The sequence below is a fragment of the Streptomyces sp. NPDC001450 genome, assembly GCF_053597295.1.
On sequence record NZ_JBSFHY010000021.1, the window covers coordinates 127,541 to 152,199 of the forward strand.

Genomic DNA, 24,659 nt, shown 5'->3' on the forward strand with positions numbered 1-24,659 from the left:
GTCGAGGGTCACCCCGACACGACCCGCCCGCTGACCTCCCCCAGTCCCACCCGGCCCCCGTCCGCCCCCGGCGCCCACGCCGACAGCGTCACGACGTCGCCGTCCTCCAGGAACGTCCGCTTGCCGTCCGGGAGTTCGAGCGGGTCGCGGCCGTTCCAGGTCAGCTCCAGCAGGGAGCCGCGCTGGTTCTCCGCGGGGCCGCTCACCGTGCCCGAGCCGTACAGGTCGCCGGTGCGCAGGGAAGCCCCGTTCACCGTCATGTGCGCGAGCTGCTGGGCCGCGGTCCAGTACATGCTGGAGAACGGCGGCTCGGACACCACATGGCCGTTGATCGCGACGGAGATCCGCAGGTCGTAGCCGCCGGGCTCGATCTCCGGCGCCGAGTCGTCCAGGTAGGGCAGCAGCGGGTGCGTGCGCTCCGGAGGCGCCACGCGCGCGTGCTCCAGCGCCTCCAGCGGGGTGATCCACGCCGACACCGAGGTCGCGAAGGACTTGCCGAGGAACGGGCCGAGCGGGACGTACTCCCAGGCCTGGACGTCCCGCGCCGACCAGTCGTTCAGCAGGCACAGCCCGAAGACGTGCTCCCGGAAGTCGCCGAGCGCGACCGGCCTGCCGAGCTCGGAGGGCACGCCCACCACGAAGCCGACCTCGGCCTCGATGTCCAGCCGGATCGAGGGGCCGAAGACGGGTGCCGCGTCGCCGGGACCCTTGCGCTGCCCGGACGGCCGTACGACGTCCGTGCCCGACACCACCACCGTGCCGGAGCGGCCGTGGTAGCCGATCGGCAGGTGCTTCCAGTTGGGGGTCAGGGAGTCCTCGGCGTCCGGACGGAACATCTGGCCGACGTTGCGGGCGTGGTTCTCGGAGGCGTAGAAGTCGACGTAGTCCGCGACCTCGAAGGGCAGGTGGAGGGTCACCGACGACAGGGGGTGGAACAGCGGCTCGATCGTCGACCGGTGCGAGGGCACGCTCACCCACGCCGTCAGTGCGCGCCGCACGTCCGACCAGGCCGTGCGCCCGGCGGCCAGCAGGGGGGTGAGGGTGGGCTGCGCGAGCAGGGAGACGTACGGCGAGCCGAGGGCGGCGGCCGCGGCGCCCGCGTCGAGGACGTGGTCACCGAGCCGGACGCCGACCCTCCGCTCCGTGCTGCCGGAGGGCGAGAACACGCCATAGGGAAGGTTGTGCGGACCGAAGGGGTCGCCCTCGGGGACGTCGAAGGGGGGCATGGGGTACTGCCTCGCTCTCATCCGGGCCATGCATGGCGGTGCGTTCCATGTGGTCGCGCCACACGTTACGGCGCGCCACACGTTACGGCTGAGTCGCGCGCCTTGGGCAGTGCCCCCGGGGTTGCCCGAAAGGTTGCTCGGACAGTGTCTAAAGAGTTCGCAATGTCCGAATAGACCTTGTGGGAGGCGGCAATTCCGGCTTAGCGTCCTTTGGGGGACACGGACGGGGTGGGTCCGGTCCGTAGGGGGGGACACGTGGGGGGACCCGTGGCCAGAGACACCGTCAGCGTGCCTTTCGAGGCGGACCGTGACGTGCCGGGACTGATCGTCAAGTTCGGCGACTACCCGCTGCACCACGGCGGTGTCGGCGCGATCCGCAGCCTGGGGCGCCTCGGCGTCCCCATGTATGCGATCACCGAGGACGCCTACACACCGGCGGCCGCCTCCCGCTACCTCGAACGGGCGTTCGTGTGGCCGACGACCGGCGCCGAGGACCCGGGCCGGCTGGTCGAGGGCCTGCTGCGCATCGGCCGCCGGATCGGCCGTCCGACGGTCCTGATCCCGACGGACGAGGAGGCCGCCGTCCTGATCGCCGAGCACCAGGACGATCTGGCCGGTCCTTTTCTCTTCCCGCGTGTCGACCCCGCGATGCCGCGCCGGCTGGCCAGCAAGCAGGGCCTGCACGAGCTGTGCGCGGAACACGGCGTCGCGAGCCCGTCGGCCGCCTTCCCGGAGTCGTACGACGAGATCGTCGCCTTCGCCGACACGGCCCGCTTCCCGGTGGTGGCCAAGAACCGCGAGGCGTTCGTACGGCGCAGCCGACCAGCCGTCAACGGCACCACGAGGATCGCCACCCGCGAGGGCCTGCTCACCCTCGCCCGGGACTGGGGTGAGCAGCCCGGCGTGATCCTCCAGGAGTACCTGCCGAGGGAGGAGGCCGAGGACTGGATCGTGCACGCCTGCTTCGACGCCGACTCCCACCCGCTCGCGCTCTTCACCGGTGTCAAGGTCCGCTCCTGGCCGCCGCACGCGGGTATGACGGCGAACGCGTACGTCGTCGACAATCCGGAACTCGCCGACCTCGCCGCGCGTTTCGTCAAACAGATCGGCTTCACCGGCATCATCGACCTCGACCTGCGCTTCGACCGGCGCGACGGACAGTACAAGCTCCTCGACTTCAACCCGCGCATGGGCGCCCAGTTCCGGCTCTTCGAGAACGAGTCGGGCGTGGACGTCGTCCGCGCGATGCACCTGAATCTGACCGGCCGTGCCGTACCGGAGGGGGAACAGCGCGCCGGTCACCGTTTCATCGTGGAGAACATCGACCTGCCCGCGCTCCTCGCCTACCGCCGCAGCGGCTACACGACGCCGCACGCGCCGGTGAAGGCGAGCGGGACGGAGCTGGCCTGGTTCGCGGGTGACGACCCGATGCCGTTCCTCACGATGCTCGCCCGCTTCGTGCGCCCGGGCGCGAAGCACCTGTACCAGCTGTGGCGCACCAACCGCCGCGGCAGCAGCACCACCCCCACCACGAAGTAGGCAAGGCCACGAAGGTGGCGCACCGCGTCCTGGGGAGGGACTTCGTGATTCGACCGGTTGCAGTCATCGGGGCCGGGCCGTACGGCCTGTCCACCGCCGCCCATCTGCGGGCGCGCGGCATCCCCGTCCGCGTCTTCGGCGACCCCATGGTCAGCTGGCGCGACCACATGCCCGAGGGCATGCTCCTCAAGTCGACCCCCGCCGCCTCCAACCTCGACTGCCCGCAGCCCGGCCACACCCTCGCCGACTACTGCGACGCGGCCGGCATCCGCCGGCTGGCGGCCGACGAGGACATCGTCCCGGTGGAGACCTTCATCGCGTACGGCGAGTGGTTCCAGGAGAAGCTGCTGCCCGGCCTGGAGCAGGTCCGGGTCGTCTCCGTGGACCGCGACAAGAGCGGTGGGTTCGAACTCAAGCTGGACTCGGGGGAGCTGTTCACCGCCCGCGCGGTCGTGGTGGCCACCGGCCTGTCCGGGCTCGCTCATCTCCCGGCGGAACTGGCGGCAGCGGCGGTCGACGGTCCGGCGCCCACGGGTCCGGTCTCCCACAGCTCCCAGCACCACGACCTCACCCGCTTGGCCGGCAGGGAGCTGATCGTCGTCGGCGCCGGCCAGTCCGCGCTGGAGACGGCGGCCCTCGCGGCCGAGGCCGGCGCCCGGGTGCGCGTGGTCTCGCGCGGGCGCGGCCGGGTCGCCTTCGGCGCCCCGCCCTGGGACCAGCCGAGGCTGCGTCCCGAGTCCCCCTTCGGCCGTGCCTGGTCCCTGTGGGCGCTCAGCCGCTACCCCCACCCGTACCGCTTCCTGCCCGCCCGCACCCGCCACTACCTGGTCCGCCGGGTCCTCGGCCCGCTCGGCGCCTGGTGGCTGCGCGACCGCTTCGAGGGCAAGGTGCAGGTCCAGGAGGTCGAGCGGGTGGTGGGCGCCGAGGTTTCGGACGGCAGCCCGGTCATCACCGTCAGCACCCACGGCAGGCGCACCGAGCGGCTCTCCGCCGACCACGTCATCGCGGCCACCGGCTACCGGGTGAACATCGCGGCGATGGACTTCCTCGGTCATGAACTGCGCACCCGGCTGGCGGTGAGCCGGGGCACGCCCAGGCTCGGGCCCGGGTACGTCTCCTCCGTCCCCGGCCTGTACTTCACCGGCCTCCCGGCGGCGTCGTCGTACGGCCCGGTGATGCGCTTCGTCTGCGGCACGCAGTTCGCGTCGCCGCGCCTGGCCGGGCATCTGGTGGCGGCACACGGCTGAGCCGCGGAAGGCGCCGTCTCGCCCACCGGCATGTCCGACCGCGTGACCACCACCATCAGGGGGTCCGCAGAGGCCACTTGGGGCTCAGGAGCACACAAGTCCGGGAACTTCAGGGTGAGTCGGCGGGGCCTGAGATCCGTATTCTCTGATCATGGTCGCACCCCCCGCATACTCACTGATCGCCACCGACCTGGACGGGACGCTGCTGCGCGGCGACGACACCGTCTCCGACCGGTCGCGCGCCGCGCTCGAGCGGGTGACGCGGGCCGGCGCCCGGCACCTGGTGGTGACGGGCCGCCCGGCCCCCCGGGTCCGGCCCCTCCTGGAGGGACTCGGCAGCACGGGGCTCGCGGTGTGCGGGCAGGGCGCGCAGGTCTACGACGCCGGCGCCGACCGTCTGCTGTGGTCGGTCCGGCTGGACCGGGAACTGGCCGAGACCGCGCTCGGCAAGATCGAGGCCGAGGTGGGGCAGGTCTACGCGGCCGTCGACCAGGACGGCGTGGAGGGGCTCACCCTGATCGAGCCGGGGTATCTGATGCCGCACCCGACCCTGCCCGCCATGCGGGTCGGCCGCCGCGACGACCTGTGGTGCGAGCCCATCAGCAAGGTGCTGCTGCGCCACCACACGCTGTCCGACGACGAGTTGGCGGCGATCGCGCGCTCGGCGGTGGGCTCGCTGGCCACGGTCACGATGTCGGGGCCCGGGACCGTGGAGCTGCAGCCGTGCGGGGTCACCAAGGCGACGGGGCTGGCACTGGCCGCCGAGTACCTGGGGATCGCCGCCGACCGGGCCCTCGCGTTCGGCGACATGCCCAACGACATCCCCATGTTCGACTGGGCCGGACGCGGTGTCGCCATGGCCAACGCCCACCCCGAACTCAAGGCCGTCGCCGATGAGATCACCACGTCGAACGAGGACGACGGCATCGCCGTCGTCCTCGAAAGACTGTTCCCGACCGACTGACCGGGATATCAGTAGGGCCCGCCGTGGGCGCCGGTCAGTAGGCGCCGAAGACGTTGTCGATCGACCCGTAGCGCGCGGCCGCGTAGTTGCAGGCGGCCGTGATGTTCGCGACCGGGTCGTAGATGTTGAAGGACGTTCCGGCCACGTGGTACGCGTTGAACGTCGGGTCGATGACCTGGAGCAGGCCCTTGGACGGGATGCCCTTGGCCGCGTTGGAGTCCCAGAGGTTGATGGCCGCCGGGTTGCCCGACGACTCGCGCATGACGTTGCGGTAGATGCCGTTGTACGTCCCCGGGATGCCCTTCTGAGCCATGATCGCGAGTGACTCGCGGATCCAGCCGTCGAGGTTGTTCGGGTACCCGGCGAGCGTGGTGGACGGCGTGGTGGCCGTGGGGGTGGCGGCGGACGCGCCGGTCGCGCCGATGAGCGGGAGGGCGAGCACGGCGGCGCCGGTGCCGAGGACGGCGAACTTGCGGACGAGGCGGTTGGCGCGGGTGCGGCGGGGCTGAGCGGCTGCAGGCATGGGGGCGTTCCTCTCCGTCGCCTGCGAGGTGAGCTGTCGGGTTCGGGCGGGGAGGTGCCCGGCCGTGCCCCTGGGGGGAGGCACGACTTCACCCCTAGCCGTCCCGGCGCGACGTGCGTCGTCCGGTCCGGCGGCTTACCTGGGTCCCCCGCTCCTGCCGTACGAATGAGTTCGTCGATGGGTGGTGTCAGACGCGGCAGGATTCGGCGTTCGCCTGACTGGCCCGGAAGCTATGCGACAGCACATGTCAGGAACAAGTACTGGATTCACCCAATGAGGCAGTTGACCTTGATCTGTTCCGAATGGGGCACTTGATCCTTTGCGGTTGCCAACCCTCAACTGGCCGATGCGGCAAGGGGAGAACGAGGGTGGTGCCGATTGGCCGATTCACGGGCCCGCGTGACCCAATTCACGAAATAGCAAAGAGTGTCAAATCAGACATGGGGGATTCGGGAGATTTGCTGGGTGTGATGCGAAAGGAGTACTCCGCCCACCGTGCGGTTCGCGACAAATCGGGCGAGATCCTGTTAAGTCATTGTGTACTCATACTTATCAGATGATCAAAAACATACCGGCCGTGATCCGATACCGCCCGGGCTGGACCGGTGGGCGCTATCGGTGATCGAAACAGGACCGGATACGCTGACTTGAGTGATGGCAACGACCTATCGACAAACCGTGTAGTCGCCAGCAGACACCAGCAGACAGGAGACCCCTCGTGACCGTCGTCGGGCCGTTCGGGCTGAGCGTGCGGGACCAGGCTCTGGAAGCCGATGTCCAGGCCGGATTGACGGCTGTCGAGGAAGGCTTGCTCGAAGCCACCAAGAGCGAGGTCCCGTTCATCACGGAGGCCGCGCAGCACCTCGTACGGGCCGGCGGGAAGCGGTTCAGGCCGCTGCTCGTGATGCTCGCGGCGCAGTTCGGCGACCCGTACGCGCCGGGCGTCGTACCGTCGGCCGTCGTCGTGGAGCTGACCCACCTGGCCACGCTGTACCACGACGACGTCATGGACGAGGCGTCCGTGCGGCGCGGCGTGGACAGCGCCAACACCCGCTGGGGCAACTCGGTCGCGGTCCTCACCGGCGACTTCCTCTTCGCCCGCGCCTCCCAGATCCTCGCCGACCTCGGCCCCGAGGCGGTCCGGGTGCAGGCCCTCGCGTTCGAGCGGCTGGTCACCGGGCAGATCCTGGAGACCGCGGGCCCCTCGGACGGCCGTGACCCGGTCGACCACTACCTGGACGTGCTCGGCGGCAAGACGGGCTCCCTGGTGGCCGTCTCGTGCCGGTTCGGCGCGATGATGTCCGGCGCCGACGAGACGGTCGTCGACGTGCTCACCCAGTACGGCGAACGGCTCGGGGTCGCCTTCCAGCTCGCGGACGACGTCCTGGACATCGCCTCGGACTCGCACGAGTCCGGCAAGACCCCGGGCACCGACCTGCGCGAGGGCATCCCGACGCTGCCCGTGCTCCGGCTGCGCGAGCGGGCCGCCCGCCTCGGCCTGGCCGAGGACATCGCGCTGTGCGAGCTGCTGGACTCCGACCTCAGCGACGACGCCCGGCACGCCGAGGCGCTGGCCGCGCTGCGCGCGCACCCCGCGCTTGAGCAGGCCCGCCGGGACACCGTCCGCTACGCGGAGGAGGCGCGGGCGGCGCTGGCCCCGCTGCCGGAGTGCGACGCAAAGGCGGCGCTGCTCGAACTGTGCGACGCGGTGGTGCACCGGGCCGGCTAGTCGCCCGCACACCTGGCTCGAGGGCGGTGTCTCCCGTACGACCCCTACGGGTCGGGGGAGGCGCCGCCCTCGCGTGTCATACCGCAGGCGTACACGGAGTTGGCTCCGTGGTCTGACGCTTCCTCACGGCTGATTTGGTCAGATGGAAACCACGGAAATCACCACTCCTCACCGATTCGGGTGAGAATGGCGGCTCAGGTGGACCAGTGTGGGGACAGCCGCCGCCGACGACGGAGGTAAGGCACAGATGGCACCGTACGAATCCGACGAGGCAACGGGCGCCGGGCAGGACGAGGACCTGCACCCGGGACGCCGCAAGGCCGCCCGGTACGTGGTCCCGGTCGCGGTGGTGGGGGTGGCCGCGGCCACGATCGGGCTGGTCCCGGCTCTTGCCGATTCCGGTTCCCCCGATCTGCCGAAGATCACCGCACAGCAGCTCATCGAGAAGATCGCCAAGTCGGACGTGCAGCAGCTGTCCGGCACGGTGAAGGTCAGCACCGACCTCGGCCTGCCGGACCTCGGCGGCCTGGAGAGCAGCCTGGCGTCCGGGGCGGCCCAGGGCGGGGACGGCTCCTCCGCCGACCCGTCGTCCAAGCTCACCGAGCTGGTCTCCGGCACGCACACCCTGCGTGTGGCGACCGACGGCCCGGACCGGCAGAAGCTGTCGCTGCTGGAGAGCGGCGCCGAGTACAGCCTCATCCACGACGGCAAGGACGTCTGGGGCTACGACAGCAAGAGCAACGAGGTCTTCCACGGCACCACCGCCGACTCCGGCAAGGAGCACCGGGCCGAGCCGCCGGCCACGCCCAAGGACTTCGCCGACGAGGCCCTGAAGTCGGTCGACGACACCACGTCCGTGACCGTCGACGGCACCGCGCAGGTCGCCGGACGCGACGCCTACAAGCTGGTGATCAAGCCCAAGCAGTCCGGCACCACGGTGGGCGCGATCAGCATCGCCGTCGACGCGAAGACGGGCATGCCGCTCAAGTTCACGCTCACCCCGAAGAGCGGCGGCGCCGCCGTGCTCGACGCGGGCTTCACCCAGGTCTCCTTCGCCAGGCCGGCCGCCTCCACCTTCGACTTCACCCCGCCCAAGGGCGCGAAGGTCACCGAGGAGAAGAAGGGGTCCAAGGCGCCCGAGCACGCCCCGAAGTCCGGCGAGGACTTCGCCCACGGCCTGGAGGGGGCCAACGTGCTCGGCAAGGGCTGGACGTCCATCGCCACCTTCGACACCGGCGCCAAGGGCGGCATGCCGTCCGGCTCCGAGGGCGGCGCCTTCGGCGGCTTCCTCGGCTCGCTCGGCGACCAGGTGTCCGGGAAGTTCGGCAAGGGCACGGTCTTCTCCACCCGCCTGGTCAACGCCCTGATCACCGACGACGGCAAGGTGTACGCCGGAGCGGTCACCAAGGACACGCTGGTGAAGGCGGCGAACGAAGGGAAGTAACCCTTCCGGGGTACGGAACAAGACGAATCGAGGGAGCCGATGGACGAACCGTCCGCCACGGAGCAGGAGTCAGGGGACGCGCCGGCGCACGTCATCGCCACGCGCGGCCTCACCAAGCGCTACCGCGGCGGACAGCTCGCCGTTGACGGTCTCGACCTGACCGTCCCGGCGGGCAGCGTCTTCGGCTTCCTCGGCCCCAACGGCTCGGGCAAGACCACCACCATCCGCATGCTGATGGGCCTGATCGAGCCGACCTCGGGCACGGCCCGCGTCCTGGGCCGCCCCATGCCCCGGGCCGGCCGCGCCGTCCTCCCGCAGGTCGGCGCGCTGATCGAGGGCCCCGCCCTGTACGGCTTCCTCTCCGGCCGGGACAACCTGCTGCGCTACGACGCCGCCGACCCGACCGCCGACCCGCGCACCCGGCGGACCCGTGTCGCGGCCGCCCTGGACCGGGTGGGCCTCACGGCCGCCGCGGGCAAGAAGGCCAGGGCGTACTCGCTCGGCATGAAGCAGCGCCTGGGCCTGGCCGCGGCCCTGCTGCAGCCGCGCAAGCTGCTCGTCCTGGACGAGCCCACCAACGGCCTCGACCCGCAGGGCATGCGGGAGATCCGCGCCCTGATCCGGGAGTTGGCCTCCGACGGCACGACCGTCTTCCTCTCCTCCCACCTCCTCGACGAGATCGAGCAGGTGTGCACGCACGCGGCGGTGATGGCCCAGGGCCGCCTGGTCACGCAGGGCGCGGTCGCCGACCTGGCGGCCGGGGCGCGCGGCCGGCTGGTGGTGACCACACCGGACGCGGGCGAGGCGGCCCGGCTGCTGAAGGAACAGGGCGTCGGGGACGTCACCGTGGACGGCGACCGGGTGACCGGCGAGCCGCCCGAGCGGGACCTCGCCGAGGTCAACGCCGCACTGGTCACGGCGGGCGTCCGGGTCCGGGGCCTCACACTCGAACGGGCCTCGCTGGAGGACGCGTTCGTGGCACTGACGGGAGAGGGATTCGATGTCGCGGGCTGAGGCCGAGGCACTCCGGGCACCGGCCGCCGCAGCCGGCCCCGGCCGTCCGAACCCCCTTTGGACCTTCGGGCTGTTGCGCAGCGAGCTGGTCACCACCGTCCGCCGCTGGCGCACCCTCGCGCTGCTCGGGGTGCTGGCGGCGGTGCCGGTGCTGGTCGGGACCGCGGTGCGGATCGAGACGAGGGGCGGCTCGACGGGGGGCCCGAGCGGCGGCGGGCCGGCGTTCATCGCGCAGATCACCAACAACGGCCTGTTCCTGGTGTTCACGGCACTGGCCGCGACCCTCCCGTTCTTCCTGCCGATGGCGGTCGGCGTGGTCGCGGGCGACGCGATCGCCGGCGAGGCGGGCGGTGGCACCCTGCGCTATCTGCTGGTCGCCCCGGCCGGCCGCACCCGCCTGCTGCTCACCAAGTACACGACCGTCATGGCCTTCTGCGTGCTGGCCACCCTGGTCGTGGCCGTCTCGGCACTGATCGTCGGTGCGCTGCTGTTCCCGCTCGGTGACCTCACCACCATCTCCGGCACCCGGATCAGCTTCGCCGAAGGCCTCGGCCGGGCGCTGCTGATAGCCCTGGTCGTCGCCGCCTCACTGGTCGGCGTCGCGGCCCTCGGCCTGTTCGTGTCGACGCTGACCAACAGCGGCATCGCGGCGATGGCGACCACCGTGGGCCTGCTCATCACCGTCCAGATCCTCGACCAGATACCCCAGCTGCACGCGCTGCAGCCGTACTTCTTCTCCCACTACTGGCTGTCCTTCGCCGACCTGATGCGCGACCCCGTCTACTGGGACGACCTGGTCAGGAACCTCGGCCTCCAGGCGCTGTACGCGGCCGTGTTCGGCTCGGCGGCCTGGGCCCGGTTCACGACGAAGGACATCAACACGTAGGGCGCGTCGAGCGCGGGACGGCTCAGGCGTCCTGGTGCGGGAAGCGGGCGAGGGGCGCCTCCCGCGCGAAGAACGTCTTGGCACGCGCCAGCGCGTCGGTGTCCTTGCGTACGTCCCCGGGCGCGCTGCCGTTGCCGAGCAGCACCCCACCGAAGCGCATCTTCAGATAAGCGGCCGAGTTGTTGAGGGCGCCGACCAGGGGTTCGGCGACCGAAGGCTCCCGGTCGGCGAACGCCGCGACACCCCACAGCGTGCGCCCGGCCATGGCCGTCCTGAAGTCGATGCCCGGGGTGCGCAGCCAGCCCGCCCAGTAGTCCAGGTAGCGCTTGGTGAGGCCGGAGACCGAGTACCAGTACAGCGGCGAGGCGATCACGATGTCCGTGGCCGCGAGCGTGGCGTCCAGCAGCAGGCCGGTCGCGGTGTCCGAGGGTGCTCGTACGTGGTCGCTGCCGTGCCGCAGGTCCACGAAGTCGGGCAGCGGCTGCTCGGCGAGGCGGATCCACCGCTGCTCGACGTCTCCGGGCAGCTGCGCGGCGGCCTCGCGGGCCAGCAGTTCGGTGTTGCCGTCGAGGCGGGCACTGCCCAGGACGAACAGGAAGCGGCGGCTCATGGGTCCCCCAAAGCGAGCGATGTCATTCCGCGAATACCAGCGTATGCATTTTATGCACACGCAACAAGCTCGGTTCAAGAGGCGTCAGGGCGCGGCTGGTGCGAGGCTGTGACGTCGTGGTGACGCGGGAGCCGAGCTGAGCCGACAGACTGGTTGGTAGGACGCGTGCGACCGGGGTGCGACGCCGGGGGAGTGAGGGAAGCGATGTCTCGACTCAGCTTCGAGAAGAAGCGGGCGCAGCAGCCCGTGGCACACCCTGCGGTGGTGCAGGTCCAGGTGTCCGGCGCGGGCAGTGCCTCGGTGGGCGGGACGGCGGTCGTCGCGGCTCCGGGCGAGGAGATCCAGCACGCCGTGCTGAACCACCTCCAGCGCCTGGCCATCAGCCTGGGTACCCCGATACGAGCCACGATCCACGACGACCGCGCCGGCTGCGTGGTCCCCCTCGAAGTCTCGGCGGACGGCTCCAGCAGGGTGGCGGGAGACCCGGTCCGGGTCGCTCCGCGGGGCACGCAGCCGGTTTCCCCGAAGCCGGTATCCCCGGTGACGCCGGGTGCGGTCCAGGCACCTAGCGGGCAGTTCGGCCCGCCACCGGTCATGGAGGCGCCCTCGGTCCGGGCTGCTGTTCCGGATGCCGTGGACGCCCCCTCGGTCCGGGCTGCCGTGTCCGACGCCGTGGACGCGCCCCCGGCCCGCGCTGCCGTACCGGCCACCGTGGACGCACCCCCCGCCTCGGTCGCCGTACCCGAGAGCGCCTCCGCCCCGCAGGCCGACCTCGTGTCTGCCTCCGCCCCGCAGGCCGACCTCGTGTCTGCCTCCGCCCCGCAGGCCGACCTCGTGCCCGCCTCCACCCCGAAGTCCGACCTTATGCCCGCCCCCGCCCCGAAGCTCGACCTCGTGCCCGCCCCCGCCCCGAAGGCCGACTCCGTGCCCGCACCCGCGCGCACCCCGGCCGTCACCCTCCTGCTCGACCCCGAGCCCGTCCCGGCCGTGTCCCCGACCCCCACCCCCGCCCGCGGCTTCGACGCCGTGGCCGAAGAGGTGCTCGGGGACGAGCCCGTGACCGAGACCGCGGAGGGGGCCGAGTTGCTGACCGAGCCGATGGCGCGGATCAACGAGGCGGTCCGGGGCGGCCGTATCGAGGTCGCGGCGGAACTGGCCGACCGCACGGTCGTCGAGGCCTCCGGGGTGCTGGGCCCCCGCCACCCCGAGGTGCTGCACCTGCGCGAACTGACCGCCTACATCGCCTACCTGGCGGGTGACCCGGTCCGCTCCTTCCACCTCTCCCTGGACCTCGCCCGGATGCGCCGGCAGGCCGCGGACGCCGAGGGCGCCTACGGCAACGTGCGGAGCGCTGCCACCGCCTGGCGGGCGGTGCGCGACCCGGAGGAGGGCCTGCGGATGGGCCGCGACCTGATCGACCTGTGGACGGACCTCACGGCGGAGCCGGGACCCGCGGCCGAGGACCCGCAGCCCCTGGCGTCGGCCCGCGCCCGCATGGTCCGCCTGACCGACCGTGCGGCCAAGGCGGCGCAGGCGTAACCGGCCCGCGGGGTGCCGACGGCACCGAAATCGATGCGACGGCCCCAAACCCCTGCACGTGCGGGAGCGGACCTGCACGGCCTGCGGCACTGTCCACGACCGTGACGAAGCAGGAAGCCGAGGAAGGAAGCTCCCCCCTTCAGGAGGGAGCAAGTCAATGCACGCAGAACTCGTTGCCCTCCGGGTCCGCCATCACCGTCCACTCGCCGGCGGGCTCCTCCACCTCGCGCAGGACCCGCGCGCCGAGGGCCGCCAGCCGCGCCACCTCGTCGGCTCGCCGCCCGGCGCCGGGGTGCAGATCGAGGTGGAGCCGGTTCTTTCCGGTCTTCGCCTCCGGGACGCGCTGGAACAGCAGCCGCCGCCCCAGCCCGGTGCCGGAGTCCGGGTCGTAGGGGTCGTCGGGGTGCCGTACGGCGATCAGGTCACGGAAGGCGGGGCGGCCGTGGTACTCGACGGTGGCTTCCTCGGGCAGCGCGCCGAGCGACAGCAGCCGTTCGACGAGGGCGCTGTTGTCCTCGGCCGGATAGTGCAGCGCGGCGGCCCAGAAGTCGGCCTGTGCGTGCGGGTCGGCCGCGTCGATGACGAGCTTCCAGTGCAGTGGTGCGGGCGTCTGCGTCGACATGGGCACCACATATAGCGCTCGCCACTGACAACCGGCCCCTCCGTCAGGCCTCCACCGCGGCGGAGCTGGGCGTCTCGGCGCGGGGCGGCACCACCATCGCCCGCGGCCTCCTCGCGGCACGCAGCGCGTCCGTGGTGAGCAGGACCAGCGCCAGCCAGACCAGCGCGAAGCCGGCCCAGCGCGCGGCGGGCATCTCCTCGTGGAAGTAGACGACACCGAGCAGGAACTGGAAGACGGGGGCCAGGTACTGCAGCAGCCCCAGCGTGGACAGGGGCACGCGGATCGCCGCTGCGCCGAAGCAGACCAGCGGCAGTGCGGTGACGATGCCGGTCGAGGCGAGCAGGGCCGTGTGCCCCGCTCCCTCGCTCGCCAAGGTGGACCGGCCGTGCGCGGTGAGCCAGAGCAGATAGCCGAGCGCGGGCAGGAACTGGATCGCGGTCTCGGCGGCCAGCGACTCGATGCCGCCGAGGGCGACCTTCTTCTTCACCAGCCCGTAGGTGGCGAACGAGAAGGCGAGGCAGAGGGAGATCCACGGCGGACGGCCGTAGCCGACGGTCAGGACGACCACGGCGGCGACGCCGACCCCGACCGCGGCCCACTGCACGGGCCGCAGCCGCTCCTTCAGGATCAGCACGCCCATCGCTATGGTCACCAGCGGGTTGATGAAGTACCCGAGGGACGTCTCGACCACATGGCCCGCGTTCACGGCCCAGATGTAGACGCCCCAGTTCACGGTGATGACGGCCGCGGCGAGCGCGATGAGGCCGAGCCGGCGCGGCTGCCGCAGCAGCTCCCCGGCCCAGGCCCAGCGCCGTATGACGAGCAGGGCGACGGCGACGAAGGCGAGGGACCACACCATCCGGTGGGCCAGGATCTCCAGCGCTCCGGCGGGCTTCAGCAGCGGCCAGAACAGGGGGACCAGTCCCCACATGCCGTACGCGGCGAAGCCGTTCAACAGGCCTGCCCGGTGCTCACCCTTGGTCGTTCCGGCCACGGGCCCCTCCTTCTCGCCTCACTCACGCACGCGAGAACGAAGGTAGCGCCGAGCACCCCCGCCTGTCATGCCCGTATCGGCATACGGTCATGACAGGCGGGGGTGGGGGTGTGCCCGGGGCGTGTCAGTCCTCGAGTGCTGCGGCGACCGCCTCGGCGAGCGGGGTGCTCGGGCGGCCGGCCAGGCGGGACAGGTCGCCGGTGGAGACGACGAGTTCGCCCTTCTCGATGGACGCGTCGACGCCGACGAGGATCTCGGCGAACGGTGCGGGAACCCCGGCGCCCGCCAGGATGCCCTTCAGGACCTCCCCGGTGACGGCGTTGTAGGCGATCTCCTTGCCGGTCTGCCGGCTCAGCTCGGCCGCGTACTCGGCGAAGCTCCACGCGACGTCGCCGCCCAGCTCGTACGTCGTGTTCTCGTGGCCCTCGCCGGTCAGCACGGCGACCGCGGCGGCCGCGTAGTCGGCGCGGGAGGCCGAGGAGACCCGGCCCTCGCCGGCCGCCGAGACGACCGCGTCGTGCTCCAGCACCGGGGCCAGGTTCTCGGTGTAGTTCTCGTGGTACCAGCCGTTGCGCAGCAGGCTGTAGGGCAGACCGGAGGCGAGCAGCGCCTCCTCGGTGGCCCGGTGGTCGTCGGCGAGCGCGGCCTTGAGGCTGCCCGGCGCGCTGGTGTACGCCAGCAGCGCCACACCGGCCGCCTTGGCGGCGTCGATGACGACCTGGTGCTGCTGGACCCGGCCCTTGTCGAACTCGTTGCCGGAGATCAGCAGGACCTTGTCACCGGCCGCGAACAGGCCGTCGAAGGTCCCGGGCGTGTTGTAGTCGGCGACCGCGAGCTTCACTCCGCGGGCCGCGAAGTCGGCGGCCTTCGCCCGGTCGCGGACGACGGCGGTGATCTGCTCCGCCGAAACCTTCTCCAGCAGCTGCTCCACGACGTGACGGCCGAGGTGTCCGGTGGCTCCGGTGACGACGATGCTCATGATTCGGAAACTCCTTGTGGGGTGGCTATGGCAGTCACCCTAGGAGGTGCACTAACCAAACGAAAGTACCCACTTTGAAGTAAGGTACTGGCATGGCAGTAAGTAACACGCGTGCGCGCACCGGAGCCGAAGCCGAGGCCATGTGCCCCTACCGGCTCGTCCTGGAGCACGTCACCAGCCGCTGGGGCGTGCTCGTCCTGATCGAGTTGATGGAGGGCTCGCGGCGGTTCAGCGAGCTGCGGAGGGCGATCGACCAGGTGAGCCGCGTCAGCGAGAAGATGCTCACCCAGACCCTGCAGACCCTGGAGCGCGACGGCCTGGTCCACCGGGACGCCAAGCCGGTCATCCCGCCCCGCGTCGACTACTCGCTCACCGGCCTCGGCCGGGAGGCGGCGGAGCAGGTGCGGTCCCTGGCGCAGTGGACGCACGACCGCATGGGCGAGGTGGAGAAGGCCCGCCGGACCTACGACGAGGCCCGGGAACTCCGCTCCCGGGCCTCGTGATCACAGAGCGGCGAGATCAGCCGACGACCGTCCAGGTGTCCCCGCCGGCCAGCAGCGCGGCCAGGTCGCCCTTGCCGTGCTGCTCGATGGCCGTGTCCAGCTGCTCGGACATCTGGACGTCGTACACCGGCCGCTCGACGGAGCGGAACACACCGATCGGGGTGTGGTGCAGCGTGTCGGGGTCGGCCAGCCGGGAGAGCGCGAAGGCGGTGGTGGGGGACGCGGACTTCGCGTCGTGCACCAGGATGTCCGCCTCGTTCTCCGGGGTCACCGTCACCACCTTCAGGTCGCCGGTCTGCCGGTCCCGTACGACACCGTGCGTGCCGTCGGTGCCGAACCGGACCGGCTGCCCGTGCTCCAGGCGGATCAGTGCCTCCTCCGCCTGCTGCTTGTCCTTCAGGGCGTCGAAGGCGCCGTCGTTGAAGATGTTGCAGTTCTGGTAGATCTCGATCAGGGCCGTGCCCGGGTGGTCGGCGGCCGCGCGCAGCACCTCGGTCAGGTGCTTGCGGTCGGAGTCGATCGTGCGCGCGACGAAGGACGCCTCCGCGCCGATCGCCAGCGACACCGGGTTGAACGGTGCGTCCAGCGAGCCCATCGGGGTCGACTTGGTGATCTTGCCGACCTCGGAGGTCGGGCTGTACTGGCCCTTGGTCAGGCCGTAGATCCGGTTGTTGAACAGCAGGATCTTGAGGTTGACGTTGCGGCGCAGGGCGTGGATCAGATGGTTGCCGCCGATGGAGAGGGCGTCGCCGTCGCCGGTGACCACCCACACGCTCAGGTCCCGGCGGGAGGACGCCAGGCCCGTCGCGATGGCCGGGGCGCGGCCGTGGATGGAGTGCATCCCGTAGGTGTTCATGTAGTACGGGAAGCGGGAGGAGCAGCCGATGCCCGAGACGAAGACGATGTTCTCCTTCGCCAGGCCCAGCTCCGGCATGAACCCCTGGACGGCGGCCAGGATCGCGTAGTCACCGCAGCCCGGGCACCAGCGCACTTCCTGGTCGGACTTGAAGTCCTTCATGGACTGCTTGGCCTCGGCCTTGGGGACCAGCTGCAGCAGCGAGTGGGTGGCGTCAGTCATCGATGGCCTCCTTCAGCGCGGCGGCGAGCTGTTCCGCCTTGAACGGCATGCCGTTGACCTGGTTGTACGAGTGGGCGTCGACCAGGTACTTCGCCCGGATCAGGGTGGCGAGCTGCCCGAGGTTCATCTCGGGGATCACCACCTTGTCGTACGAGGTGACCACCGCTCCGAGATTGCGCGGGAACGGGTTGAGATGGCGCAGATGGGCCTGTGCGATCGACTCGCCGGCCTTGCGCAGCCGCCGTACCGCGGCCGTGATCGGCCCGTACGTAGAGCCCCAGCCCAGGACCAGAGTCCTCGCTCCGTGCGGGTCGTCGACCTCGATGTCCGGGACCTCGATGCCGTCGATCTTGGCCCGGCGGGTGCGGACCATGAAGTCGTGGTTGGCCGGGTCGTAGGAGATGTTGCCCGTGCCGTCCTGCTTCTCGATGCCGCCGATGCGGTGCTCCAGGCCCGGCGTGCCCGGGATCGCCCACGGGCGGGCCAGGGTCTGCGGGTCCCGCTTGTACGGCCAGAAGACCTCGGTGCCGTCCTCCAGTGCGTGGTTCGGGCCGGACGCGAACTGCACGCGCAGGTCCGGCAGCTCGTCCAGGTCCGGGATCCGCCACGGCTCGGAGCCGTTGGCCAGGTAGCCGTCCGAGAGCAGGAACACCGGGGTGCGGTAGGCCAGCGCGATCCGGGCCGCCTCCAGGGCCGCGTCGAAGCAGTCGCCCGGGGTCTTCGGGGCGATGACCGGGACCGGGGCCTCGCCGTTGCGGCCGAACATCGCCTGCAGCAGGTCCGCCTGCTCGGTCTTGGTCGGCAGACCGGTCGAGGGGCCACCGCGCTGGATGTCCACGATCAGCAGCGGCAGCTCCAGGGAGACCGCCAGACCGATCGTCTCGCTCTTGAGCGACACACCGGGCCCGCTCGTCGTCGTCACCGCGAGCGAGCCGCCGAAAGCCGCCCCCAGCGACGCGCCGATGCCGGCGATCTCGTCCTCCGCCTGGAAGGTCCGCACGCCGAAGTTCTTGTGCTTGCTCAGCTCGTGCAGGATGTCCGACGCCGGCGTGATCGGGTACGAGCCCAGGAACAGCGGCAGATCCGCCTGCTGCGACGCGGTGATCAGGCCGTAGGCCAGGGCTAGGTTCCCGGAGATGTTGCGGTAGGTGCCGACCGGGAAGGCCTCGGTGGCCGGGGCGACCTCGTAGGAGACCGCGAAGTCCTCGGTCGTCTCGCCGAAGTTCACGCCCGCCCGGAACGCGGCGATGTTGGCGGCCGCGATGTCGGGCTTCTTGGCGAACTTGGCCCGCAGGAACTTCTCGGTGCCCTCGGTGGGCCGGTGGTACATCCAGCTCAGCAGGCCGAGGGCGAACATGTTCTTGCTGCGCTCGGCCTCCTTGCGGGAGAGGTCGAACTCCTTCAGCGCCTCGACGGTGAGGGTGGTCAGCGGCACGGGGTGCAGGCTGTAGCCGTCCAGCGAGCCGTCCTCCAGCGGGGAGGCGGTGTAGCCGACCTTCTGCAGGGCACGCTTGGTGAACTCGTCCGTGTTGACGATGATCTCGGCGCCGCGCGGCAGGTCGCCGATGTTGGCCTTCAGGGCGGCCGGGTTCATCGCGACCAGCACGTTCGGCGCGTCGCCCGGGGTCAGGATGTCGTGGTCGGCGAAGTGGAGCTGGAACGAGGAGACGCCGGGCAGGGTGCCGGCGGGGGCGCGGATCTCGGCGGGGAAGTTCGGCAGGGTGGAGAGGTCGTTGCCGAAGGACGCGGTCTCCGAGGTGAAGCGGTCACCGGTGAGCTGCATGCCGTCACCCGAGTCCCCCGCGAACCGGATGATCACCCGATCCAGGCGCCGCACGTCCTTGGCTCCGCCCGGTTTGCGCTGCTCTCCCACGACGGTTCCGTCGGCCTGCTCCGCTGGGCTGCTGACCTGGCTGGTCACTGAACTGGACCTCCTTCGAGGCGGCTGTCCGGGGATGGTCGTCCCAGGGACCATCCCGGTATCAACCCTACGTCGGTTAGGGTCGCCTTCCCGTGGCCATCCGCGGACGGGTGGCTCTTCGGGACGGCTGGTCGCGCTGACTTCTCATGATTTCCCGCATCGCCGGAGCATCGATCACGACGCTTCCCGCGTATTTCCCGGTTCTCTCCCGCGGCCTCCTGCCCGGATGTCCGGTCTCCACAGAAGCCGGACGGACTGACACGCTGCTGACACAGTGTCAGGCCGTTACGAGTTCAGGTAAGTGAGAACGGCCAGAACACGCCGGTGATCGCCGTCACTCTGGGAGAGCCCGAGCTTCAGGAAGATGTTGCTGACGTGCTTTTCCACGGCCCCGTCGCTGACCACCAGCTGCCGGGCGATGGCCGAGTTCGTCCGCCCCTCCGCCATCAGCCCCAGCACCTCGCGCTCACGCGGGGTGAGCCCCGCCAGCACGTCCTGCTTGCGGCTGCGCCCGAGCAGCTGCGCGACCACCTCCGGGTCCAGCGCCGTACCGCCCTCGGCCACCCGCACCACCGCGTCCACGAACTCCCGGACCTCGGCGACCCGGTCCTTGAGCAGATAGCCCACGCCCCGGCTGGAACCGGCCAGCAGCTCGGTGGCGTAGCGCTCCTCCACGTACTGCGACAGCACCAGCACCCCGAGCCCGGGGTGCGCCTTGCGCAGCCGTACGGCCGCCCGCACGCCCTCGTCGGTGTGCGTCGGCGGCATCCGTACGTCCGCCACCACCACGTCGGGCAGCGTGCCCTGCGCGTCCAGGTCGGCGATGGTCTTGATCAGTGCCTCCGCGTCCCCGACGCCCGCCACGACATCGTGCCCGCGGTCGGTCAGCAACCGGGTCAGGCCCTCCCTGAGCAGCACCGAGTCCTCGGCGATGACGACCCGCACCCTGTCCTCCACGATCTCCCGGCCCCCCACAGCCCGACCTTCCGACGGCGTCCTGTACGAAGGTCCAGCATTCCAGTATTCGGGCCGTCGTGCGCAGGAGCCGGGGAATCACAGGGGGTGTCGCGGGAGGCCGTGCCGCGATCGATGTGCGCCCTCAGGCCCGCCAGGGCAGCTCGGCGATCACCCGGGTGGGGCCGCCGGGCGGTGAGTCCACCACCAGGACTCCGTCCACCGCGCCCAGGCGGCCGGCCAGGCCCGCCAGGCCCGAGCCCCGGGTCGCGTCCGCGCCGCCCACCCCGTCGTCCATGACCTGGAGCATCAGCCGGTCCTCCGCGTGCCACACGTCGACCGAGGCGGAGCGCGCCCGGCTGTGCTTGCTGATGTTCTGCAGCAGCTCGGAGACGGTGAAGTAGGCGATGCCCTCGATGGCCGGGGCCGGGCGGGCCGGCAGGTCGACCTCCACCCGCACCGGGACCGTGCATCGGGAGGCGACCGAGGAGAGGGCCGCGTCCAGGCCCCGGTCGGTCAGCACGGCCGGATGGATCCCGCGCGCGAGGTCGCGCAGCTCCTGCAGGGCCGTCTTCACCTCGCCGTGGGCCTCCTCCACCATCCGGGCCGCCTCCTGCGGGTCCTCCCGCAGCTTCTCCTTGGCCAGGCCCAGATCCATGGCCAGGTTCACCAGCCGGGCCTGCGCCCCGTCGTGCAGGTCCCGCTCGATGCGGCGCAGATCGGCGGCCGCGGTGTCCACCACGACCCCGCGGTCCGACTCCAGCTCCACGACCCGCGCCGACAGCCGCGACGGCCCGAGCAGCCCGCGCACCAGCAGCCTGTCCACCGTGGTCAGACCCCGTACGACCCAGGGCGTGGCCAGCGTGAACAGCAGGCCGACCAGCGCGGTCACGGTGATCTCGAACGGGTTGTCGAGATAGACGCTGTGCTGCGCGTCGCCGTACAGCTGCAGGCCGCCCTGGCCGCCGTACATCGGGAACACCCAGAACCACAGCGGGTACGTCAGCAGCGCCCAGCCGTACGCCCAGAAGTTCACCGCCACGACGAACGAGAAAAGCGCCCAGGGGAACTGCAGCAGCGCGTAGAGCAGATGCCGCCACGACGTGCCGCTCTTCAGCACCGCGCCCATCCACGCGAACATGCCCGCCCGGCCCGTCCGCAGCGGCTCCGGGGCGGCCACCTCCAGGCGCAGCAGGGCACGCGCGCGCCTGCGCTCCAGCGCGCCGAAGCCGCGGCAGCTCGCGAGCGCCGCCGCCAGCACGGGGATCCCGAGGAAGGTCACCAGCAGGCCCGCGCCGAGCGCCACCATGGTGACCGTCCAGCTGAACAGCACGACCGCGATCGGCAGGCTCAGCAGCACGTAGCCGAACTCGCGCCAGCTGCGCGCCTCGAACGGCGCCCGCAGCGCGGCGGGCAGCAGGTGGCGCCGTTCCCCGTCGGGGGCGGGGAAGCCGGATCCGGCCGGGTGCCCGTGTCCCCGCCCGTACTCCTGTCCGTACTCCGTGGCCATCGGTGTCGTCCCGTTCTCCTCGTCCTGGCGGCGTGCTGCCGTGTCTCCCAGCCTGGTGCGCGGCGACTTCCCGGGCCATGGAGGCCGTCGGCCTCTCGGGCGGGGGGTTTTCCCCACCCTTCGAGGGCACGCGGGGGTGCGCCGGGGGGCGGCTACTCCGTGCGGTCCCGCCAGGGCAGCTCCGCCGTGACCACCGTCGGGCCGCCGACCGGCGAGTCGACCACGAACAGGCCGTCCACCGCGCCCAGCCGCTCCGCCAGACCCCGCATCCCGCTGCCGCCCTCCAGGCCGGCGCCGCCGCGGCCGTCGTCCCGGACCTGGACGAGCAGCCGGTCGTCCGAGCGCCACACCTCCACCGAGGCCGAGCGCGCCCCGCTGTGCTTGCTGATGTTCTGCAGCAGCTCGGAGACGGTGAAGTAGGCGATGCCCTCGATGGCGGGGGCGGGCCGGGCCGGGAGGTCCGCCGTCACCGTCACCGGGACCGTGCAGCGGGAGGCGACCGAGGAGAGGGCCGCGTCCAGGCCCCGGTCGGTCAGCACGGCCGGATGGATGCCCCGGGCGAGATCCCGCAGCTCCTGCAGCGCGAGCTTCACCTCGCCGTGCGCCTCCGCCACCATCGCGGCGACGTGCTCGTCGGCCTGGCCCTCCCGCAGCTTCTCCTTCGCCAGGCCGAGGCCCATGGCCAGGTTCACCAGCCGGGCCTGCGCCCCGTCGTGCAGGTCCCGCTCGATGCGGCGCAGATCGGCGGCCGCCGTGTCGACCACGATCCCGCGGTCCGACTCCAGCTCGGCGATACGGCGTTCCAGCTCGTCCGAGGGCGACAGCAGCCCGCGCACCATCGCCCGGTCCACGTTGGCCAGTCCCCGCGTGATGAACGGCAGCACCGGCCACAGCACGAACAGCGAGGTCAGCACGAGGGTGAAGGTGAGGATCCCCCAGGGCAGCCGGATGAAGTCGTACAGCAGCGTCCGCCAGCCCACCGGGTCCTTCAACGCCAGCCACAACCGCTGCACCGGCCCCCCGCCCCTGGCGATCGGCAGCGGCGTCGGCTCCTCGACCCGCACCCCGAGCAGCGCCCGGGACCGGATCCGCTCCAGCTTGCCCAGCTGCCGTGCGCCCAGCAGACAGACGGCCAGCAGCGGGAGCCCGATCACCGTGAGGGTGAGGATTGCGCTGACGAGCACCACGGTGAACACGTAGGTGAAGCCGAGCAGCGCCACCGGCAGGTTCAGCAGGAGATACGCGGTCTCCTTCCAGGTGTGCGCGTCGAGGGCGAACCGGGCCGGAGGCAGCCGGTCGGGGCCGTCGGTCCGGTCGGCGGCGGAGGCGGGAGCGGTCATACCGGCCAGCCTGCCGTGCCCGGCACCCCTTGCGCCATGCGGTCCACCGCCCCTGTTCCCGGGGGAAAACCCCACCCTCAGCACGGTCCCCACGTCTCACGGTGTGACGGGCTGCTTACCACGTCTTTATCAGGGCCTAGACTCCCGTGCGTACAGATCCTCGAATCAGGTTGCATCACAGGATTCACCAAGTCACGAGGTCAGGGAGCGAGGGCGGACGGTGCGGGAGACGTTGGGGCACTCGACGATCGCCGCGGCGGACGTCGCGGCCGGCTACTTCCGGTCGTACTCGGTCGTGGGACTGCTCGCCCTCATCGGCGTGCTCTTCGTCGCGGTCGCGTTCGGCGCCGGCCGGCTGCTGCGCCCGGTCGTGCCCACCCCCGAGAAACTCCTGACCTACGAGTGCGGCGTCGACCCGGTCGGCGAGGGCTGGGCCCACACCCAGGTCCGCTACTACGTCTACGCCTTCCTCTACGTGATCTTCGCGGTCGACTCGGTCTTCCTGTTCCCGTGGGCGACGGTCTTCGCCGCCCCCGGCTACGGCGCGACGACCCTGGTGGAGATGTTCATCTTCCTCGGCTTCCTCGCCGTGGGCCTGCTGTACGCCTACAAGAAGGGGGTCCTGACATGGGCGTGAACCCGTCCGGTGACGTGAACCCGTCCGGCGCGGAGCCTCTCCTGCTTCCCGAGCCGAAACGGCTGGGCGCCCTCGCCCGGCTTGCGCCCGAGCCGATGAAGGTGGTCCTGAACTGGGGCCGTCGCTACTCGCTGTGGGTGTTCAACTTCGGCCTCGCCTGCTGCGCGATCGAGTTCATCGCCGCGTCGATGGCCCGCCACGACTTCATCCGCCTCGGCGTCATCCCCTTCGCGCCGGGCCCCCGCCAGGCCGACCTGATGGTCGTCTCCGGCACGGTCACGGACAAGATGGCCCCGGCCGTGAAGCGCCTGTACGAGCAGATGCCGGAACCCAAGTACGTCATCTCCTTCGGCGCCTGCTCCAACTGCGGCGGCCCGTACTGGGACTCCTACTCCGTCACCAAGGGCGTCGACCAGATCATCCCGGTCGACGTGTACGTCCCCGGCTGCCCGCCGCGGCCCGAGGCGCTGCTCCAGGGCATCCTCAAGCTCCAGGAGAAGATCGCCCGCGAGTCGCTGGAGGAGCGGTACGCCTCCCACCGGCCGTCCGCCGCCGCCCTGCAGAGCGGCCTGGTGAAGCCCCCGGCGCCTGCTTCGGCTTCCGCTTCCGCTTCGGTTGAGGTTGAGGCTGAGGGGGGCGCGCGATGAGCACGGTCGGCTGGCTGCCCGCCCCCGCCGAGGAACTCTTCGGTCCGGAGGCCACCGCCGAGGAGTCGTACGAGCTCCTGACGGTGGACGTCCCGCCGTCCTCCTGGCTCACCGCCCTGGAGACGGCTCGTACGACCCTGTCCTGCACCTACTTCGACTGGCTGAGCGCCGTCGACGAACCGGGCACGGGCTTCCGTGTCTCCGCCCACGTCGTCGCCCTCGCGCCGGTCCGCCGCCTGCTCCTGCGGACGACGGTCCCGCACGAGGCGCCGAAGCTGCCCTCGGCCGTCGGCGTCTACGCGGGCGCGGCCTGGCACGAGCGCGAGACCCACGAGATGTTCGGGGTCGACTTCGAGGGCCACCCGGGCCTGGAGCACCTCCTCCTCCCGGAGACCTTCGAAGGCCACCCCCTGCGCAAGGACTTCGTCCTCGCCGCCCGCGTGGCCAAGGCCTGGCCCGGCGCCAAGGAGCCGGGGGAGCCTGCGGCGGGTGCTGCGCACGGTGGCCCCAAGCGCCGCCAGATGCTCCCGCCGGGCGTCCCGGACCCGAACGAATGGGGCCCGCTGAAGGGCCAGCTGCCCCCTGCCCCGGCCCGCCCGGCCCGACCGGCCCGCGCGGCGGGGGAGCGGCCGGTGCGCGCGGCCGGGGAGCGCGCCGCGGCCGGCGAACGTCCGGCACGGCGGACGCGTACGGCGGCGGAGGGCTCGGCGAGCCAGACCGGCCAGGCGGGGGCGGCCGGCGAGGCTGCCGCCG

General features: G+C 71.4%; 23 protein-coding genes and 1 riboswitch. Of the genes, 12 read left to right on the forward strand and 11 right to left on the reverse strand.

The window, feature by feature from the left end:
• Positions 1-8: 8 nt before the first annotated feature.
• Positions 9-1,226, reverse strand: coding sequence for a fumarylacetoacetase (gene fahA, locus ACWC5O_RS23705; protein WP_450585253.1), 1,218 nt, complete (start codon positions 1,224-1,226; stop codon positions 9-11).
• A 288-nt stretch (positions 1,227-1,514) separates the two neighbouring features.
• Here fahA and ACWC5O_RS23710 point away from each other — a divergent pair, with 288 nt between their 5' ends.
• From ACWC5O_RS23710 to ACWC5O_RS23720, 3 genes are all read left to right on the forward strand, one after another.
• Positions 1,515-2,765 carry a carboxylate--amine ligase gene (locus ACWC5O_RS23710; protein WP_450585533.1) on the forward strand — a complete coding sequence of 417 codons (1,251 nt, stop codon included), beginning with the start codon at positions 1,515-1,517 and terminating at the stop codon, positions 2,763-2,765.
• A 44-nt stretch (positions 2,766-2,809) separates the two neighbouring features.
• A complete protein-coding gene (locus tag ACWC5O_RS23715) occupies positions 2,810-4,012 on the forward strand; it encodes an FAD-dependent oxidoreductase (RefSeq protein ID WP_450585251.1) in 1,203 nt (400 codons plus the stop codon).
• Positions 4,013-4,163: 151 nt separating this feature from the next.
• Positions 4,164-4,976, forward strand: coding sequence for an HAD family hydrolase (locus ACWC5O_RS23720; protein ID WP_450585250.1), 813 nt, complete (start codon positions 4,164-4,166; stop codon positions 4,974-4,976).
• A gap of 34 nt (positions 4,977-5,010) precedes the next feature.
• On the opposite strand, the gene ACWC5O_RS23725 is transcribed toward ACWC5O_RS23720, so the two are convergent.
• The gene (locus ACWC5O_RS23725) at positions 5,011-5,499 is read right to left on the reverse strand and encodes a transglycosylase SLT domain-containing protein (RefSeq protein ID WP_450585248.1); all 489 of its coding nucleotides are present in this window, start codon (positions 5,497-5,499) and stop codon (positions 5,011-5,013) included.
• Positions 5,500-5,504: 5 nt separating this feature from the next.
• A riboswitch (cyclic di-AMP (ydaO/yuaA leader) is annotated at positions 5,505-5,686 on the reverse strand.
• 531 nt (positions 5,687-6,217) lie between these two features.
• On the opposite strand from ACWC5O_RS23725, the gene ACWC5O_RS23730 reads away from it, so the two are divergent.
• From ACWC5O_RS23730 to ACWC5O_RS23745, 4 genes are all read left to right on the forward strand, one after another.
• On the forward strand, positions 6,218-7,228 hold the full coding sequence (locus tag ACWC5O_RS23730; RefSeq protein WP_450585247.1) for a polyprenyl synthetase family protein: 1,011 nt from the start codon (positions 6,218-6,220) through the stop codon (positions 7,226-7,228).
• A 247-nt stretch (positions 7,229-7,475) separates the two neighbouring features.
• Positions 7,476-8,672: a LolA family protein gene (locus ACWC5O_RS23735; protein ID WP_450585245.1), complete on the forward strand. Its 1,197-nt coding sequence runs from the start codon at positions 7,476-7,478 to the stop codon at positions 8,670-8,672.
• Between the two features lie 39 nt (positions 8,673-8,711).
• Positions 8,712-9,686 carry an ABC transporter ATP-binding protein gene (locus ACWC5O_RS23740; RefSeq protein WP_450585243.1) on the forward strand — a complete coding sequence of 325 codons (975 nt, stop codon included), beginning with the start codon at positions 8,712-8,714 and terminating at the stop codon, positions 9,684-9,686.
• Complete coding sequence (locus ACWC5O_RS23745) at positions 9,673-10,572, forward strand: ABC transporter permease (RefSeq protein WP_450585241.1); 900 nt, start codon at positions 9,673-9,675, stop codon at positions 10,570-10,572. Before ACWC5O_RS23740 ends, ACWC5O_RS23745 begins: the two co-directional genes overlap by 14 nt.
• A gap of 22 nt (positions 10,573-10,594) precedes the next feature.
• On the opposite strand, the gene ACWC5O_RS23750 is transcribed toward ACWC5O_RS23745, so the two are convergent.
• A complete protein-coding gene (locus ACWC5O_RS23750; RefSeq protein ID WP_450585239.1) occupies positions 10,595-11,182 on the reverse strand; it encodes a flavodoxin family protein in 588 nt (195 codons plus the stop codon).
• A 204-nt stretch (positions 11,183-11,386) separates the two neighbouring features.
• Here ACWC5O_RS23750 and ACWC5O_RS23755 point away from each other — a divergent pair, with 204 nt between their 5' ends.
• Entirely contained in the window at positions 11,387-12,721 is a 1,335-nt protein-coding gene (locus tag ACWC5O_RS23755) for a tetratricopeptide repeat protein (protein ID WP_450781057.1), read from the forward strand.
• 154 nt (positions 12,722-12,875) lie between these two features.
• Here ACWC5O_RS23755 and ACWC5O_RS23760 read toward each other — a convergent pair whose 3' ends face one another.
• The 3 genes from ACWC5O_RS23760 to ACWC5O_RS23770 form a co-directional block, all read right to left on the reverse strand.
• Complete coding sequence (locus ACWC5O_RS23760; protein WP_450585236.1) at positions 12,876-13,343, reverse strand: VOC family protein; 468 nt, start codon at positions 13,341-13,343, stop codon at positions 12,876-12,878.
• 43 nt (positions 13,344-13,386) lie between these two features.
• Positions 13,387-14,337, reverse strand: a complete 951-nt coding sequence (rarD, locus tag ACWC5O_RS23765; protein ID WP_450585234.1) for an EamA family transporter RarD — start codon at positions 14,335-14,337, stop codon at positions 13,387-13,389.
• A gap of 124 nt (positions 14,338-14,461) precedes the next feature.
• The gene (locus tag ACWC5O_RS23770) at positions 14,462-15,316 is read right to left on the reverse strand and encodes an SDR family oxidoreductase (protein WP_450585232.1); all 855 of its coding nucleotides are present in this window, start codon (positions 15,314-15,316) and stop codon (positions 14,462-14,464) included.
• 92 nt (positions 15,317-15,408) lie between these two features.
• On the opposite strand from ACWC5O_RS23770, the gene ACWC5O_RS23775 reads away from it, so the two are divergent.
• Positions 15,409-15,819, forward strand: a complete 411-nt coding sequence (locus ACWC5O_RS23775) for a winged helix-turn-helix transcriptional regulator (protein ID WP_450585231.1) — start codon at positions 15,409-15,411, stop codon at positions 15,817-15,819.
• A gap of 16 nt (positions 15,820-15,835) precedes the next feature.
• Here ACWC5O_RS23775 and ACWC5O_RS23780 read toward each other — a convergent pair whose 3' ends face one another.
• From ACWC5O_RS23780 to ACWC5O_RS23800, 5 genes are all read right to left on the reverse strand, one after another.
• Positions 15,836-16,897, reverse strand: coding sequence for a 2-oxoacid:ferredoxin oxidoreductase subunit beta (locus ACWC5O_RS23780; RefSeq protein ID WP_450585230.1), 1,062 nt, complete (start codon positions 16,895-16,897; stop codon positions 15,836-15,838).
• The gene (locus tag ACWC5O_RS23785) at positions 16,890-18,818 is read right to left on the reverse strand and encodes a 2-oxoacid:acceptor oxidoreductase subunit alpha (protein ID WP_450585228.1); all 1,929 of its coding nucleotides are present in this window, start codon (positions 18,816-18,818) and stop codon (positions 16,890-16,892) included. The genes ACWC5O_RS23780 and ACWC5O_RS23785 overlap by 8 nt, the downstream gene beginning before the upstream one ends.
• Positions 18,819-19,103: 285 nt before the next feature.
• A complete protein-coding gene (locus ACWC5O_RS23790) occupies positions 19,104-19,763 on the reverse strand; it encodes a response regulator transcription factor (RefSeq protein ID WP_315903872.1) in 660 nt (219 codons plus the stop codon).
• Between the two features lie 154 nt (positions 19,764-19,917).
• The gene (locus ACWC5O_RS23795; protein ID WP_450585227.1) at positions 19,918-21,282 is read right to left on the reverse strand and encodes a sensor histidine kinase; all 1,365 of its coding nucleotides are present in this window, start codon (positions 21,280-21,282) and stop codon (positions 19,918-19,920) included.
• A 152-nt stretch (positions 21,283-21,434) separates the two neighbouring features.
• Positions 21,435-22,622, reverse strand: a complete 1,188-nt coding sequence (locus ACWC5O_RS23800; RefSeq protein ID WP_450585225.1) for a sensor histidine kinase — start codon at positions 22,620-22,622, stop codon at positions 21,435-21,437.
• 220 nt (positions 22,623-22,842) lie between these two features.
• Between ACWC5O_RS23800 and ACWC5O_RS23805 the strand changes: the two genes are divergently transcribed.
• The 3 genes from ACWC5O_RS23805 to ACWC5O_RS23815 form a co-directional block, all read left to right on the forward strand.
• A complete protein-coding gene (locus ACWC5O_RS23805; protein ID WP_450585224.1) occupies positions 22,843-23,259 on the forward strand; it encodes an NADH-quinone oxidoreductase subunit A in 417 nt (138 codons plus the stop codon).
• Entirely contained in the window at positions 23,250-23,906 is a 657-nt protein-coding gene (locus tag ACWC5O_RS23810) for an NADH-quinone oxidoreductase subunit B (protein ID WP_450585222.1), read from the forward strand. Before ACWC5O_RS23805 ends, ACWC5O_RS23810 begins: the two co-directional genes overlap by 10 nt.
• A partial coding sequence (locus ACWC5O_RS23815) for an NADH-quinone oxidoreductase subunit C (protein WP_450781059.1) occupies positions 23,903-24,659 on the forward strand: 757 nt, incomplete at its 3' end. The genes ACWC5O_RS23810 and ACWC5O_RS23815, both read left to right, overlap by 4 nt.

Bases quoted from the DNA above. Each gene is read 5' to 3' on its own strand.
- fahA (WP_450585253.1), bottom strand. From the start codon at position 1,226: ATGCCCCCCTTCGACGTCCCCGAGGGCGACCCCTTCGGTCCGCACAAC.
- ACWC5O_RS23720 (WP_450585250.1), top strand. From the start codon at position 4,164: ATGGTCGCACCCCCCGCATACTCACTGATCGCCACCGACCTGGACGGG.
- ACWC5O_RS23725 (WP_450585248.1), bottom strand. From the start codon at position 5,499: ATGCCTGCAGCCGCTCAGCCCCGCCGCACCCGCGCCAACCGCCTCGTC.
- ACWC5O_RS23735 (WP_450585245.1), top strand. From the start codon at position 7,476: ATGGCACCGTACGAATCCGACGAGGCAACGGGCGCCGGGCAGGACGAG.
- ACWC5O_RS23740 (WP_450585243.1), top strand. From the start codon at position 8,712: ATGGACGAACCGTCCGCCACGGAGCAGGAGTCAGGGGACGCGCCGGCG.
- ACWC5O_RS23745 (WP_450585241.1), top strand. From the start codon at position 9,673: ATGTCGCGGGCTGAGGCCGAGGCACTCCGGGCACCGGCCGCCGCAGCC.
- ACWC5O_RS23750 (WP_450585239.1), bottom strand. From the start codon at position 11,182: ATGAGCCGCCGCTTCCTGTTCGTCCTGGGCAGTGCCCGCCTCGACGGC.
- ACWC5O_RS23755 (WP_450781057.1), top strand. From the start codon at position 11,387: ATGTCTCGACTCAGCTTCGAGAAGAAGCGGGCGCAGCAGCCCGTGGCA.
- ACWC5O_RS23760 (WP_450585236.1), bottom strand. From the start codon at position 13,343: ATGTCGACGCAGACGCCCGCACCACTGCACTGGAAGCTCGTCATCGAC.
- ACWC5O_RS23770 (WP_450585232.1), bottom strand. From the start codon at position 15,316: ATGAGCATCGTCGTCACCGGAGCCACCGGACACCTCGGCCGTCACGTC.
- ACWC5O_RS23775 (WP_450585231.1), top strand. From the start codon at position 15,409: ATGGCAGTAAGTAACACGCGTGCGCGCACCGGAGCCGAAGCCGAGGCC.
- ACWC5O_RS23780 (WP_450585230.1), bottom strand. From the start codon at position 16,897: ATGACTGACGCCACCCACTCGCTGCTGCAGCTGGTCCCCAAGGCCGAG.
- ACWC5O_RS23795 (WP_450585227.1), bottom strand. From the start codon at position 21,282: ATGGCCACGGAGTACGGACAGGAGTACGGGCGGGGACACGGGCACCCG.
- ACWC5O_RS23800 (WP_450585225.1), bottom strand. From the start codon at position 22,622: ATGACCGCTCCCGCCTCCGCCGCCGACCGGACCGACGGCCCCGACCGG.
- ACWC5O_RS23810 (WP_450585222.1), top strand. From the start codon at position 23,250: ATGGGCGTGAACCCGTCCGGTGACGTGAACCCGTCCGGCGCGGAGCCT.